Source organism: Segatella copri, assembly GCF_009494395.1.
Lineage (GTDB): Bacteria > Bacteroidota > Bacteroidia > Bacteroidales > Bacteroidaceae > Prevotella.
This window is the reverse complement of the sequence record NZ_VZCB01000108.1, coordinates 1-1,148: the sequence shown is the minus strand read 5'-3', so window position 1 is coordinate 1,148 and position 1,148 is coordinate 1. Positions and strand designations below refer to the sequence as shown.

The window sequence follows — 1,148 nt, the reverse complement described above, 5'->3', positions numbered from 1 at the left end:
CTTGCCACGCCTACAGGCTGATTGTTGTCGTTTGTCTTGCTCATAATCTAACCTTTGTGAGTTGATAAAATTAAAGTTGCAAAGGTAATGGCGGAAAATCAAAATACAAAACTCAAACTTGCGCAGAATGGAGAAGTTTGAACCGACAATGTTAAAAGATTGGAAATCAAGGTGCTTGATGTAGTCTTTCGGGATAAAATAAAACGAAAAAATCCCAAAGAAAGGCTTCCTTGTAAACCTTTCCTCGGGATGAACAAAAAGTAATTTTACATTATACTTTTACTTGTCTGGTTCTAATTCTTCTACTGCATAAATGGCATGTAGTTCAACTTTCTTAATCTTAGGATATGCCGTTTTATAATAATCTGTCACATCTTTGACTATACTTTCTTGGTCATAGTAAAATGTAGCCAAAACGACTTCCGTATAATTACCAATAGGTAATAAATGCCAAACTTCGGAGTTATCGGCATTTGGCTGAATCTTAAGAATTCCATCCATGCGGACATTTCCTTTATCATCTGTAATGGTTAGTCTCTTGGTTACATAAGAGCCGAAAGGAATATAATCACGAGTACGTATTGTATAATATTTATTGTATGAGTCTTTCTCTATGGCATCAGCTGCAATAGTTGCAGAATCCTCAGAAGAAACACCTTCAACAAAACATTTTCTATCTACCACATACATTGTTCTACTAAGTTCCCAAAGAGCCGTCCAATCTTTTACTTCAACCTTTAATACAGCAGTATTTCCATCGGAATCGGTTATGGTGATAGTGGTATTTCCTACAGAAACACCACTTACATAGATTTCTTTCTCTGCTTCATTTGTTGAGCACGAGACTTTGGCTATACTTTCATCGGAAGATGTTGCTGATATTTTGCCTTTAGCTCCATTTACATTAACTTTGCTGCTACTTTCCGTATAGGTGGTAAGAGAGGTAATCACAATCTTTTTACCAGTATTTATGTCACCAATGATTTCGTCTTGTGTGAGTTGAATACCAGAGTCATCATCACCGCAGCTTGCCAAAGATAGCAAAGCGGTTAATGCAATAAGAATCATTTTAATTTTCATACATTTCTTCAATATTAAAGGGTTACACTTATATCTAATAAACGCAGACCGTATCAAAAACTTGCATG

General features: G+C 35.6%; 1 protein-coding gene. It reads right to left on the bottom strand.

Annotated features, from left to right (window positions below):
- Positions 1-279: 279 nt before the first annotated feature.
- The gene (locus F7D73_RS15835; protein ID WP_100766118.1) at positions 280-1,080 is read right to left on the bottom strand and encodes a pilus assembly protein N-terminal domain-containing protein; all 801 of its coding nucleotides are present in this window, start codon (positions 1,078-1,080) and stop codon (positions 280-282) included.
- Positions 1,081-1,148 lie beyond the last annotated feature (68 nt).

What these genes read in the sequence shown, in the direction of transcription:
- F7D73_RS15835 (WP_100766118.1), bottom strand. Translation starts at nt 1,080, where the DNA reads ATGAAAATTAAAATGATTCTTATTGCATTAACCGCTTTGCTATCTTTG.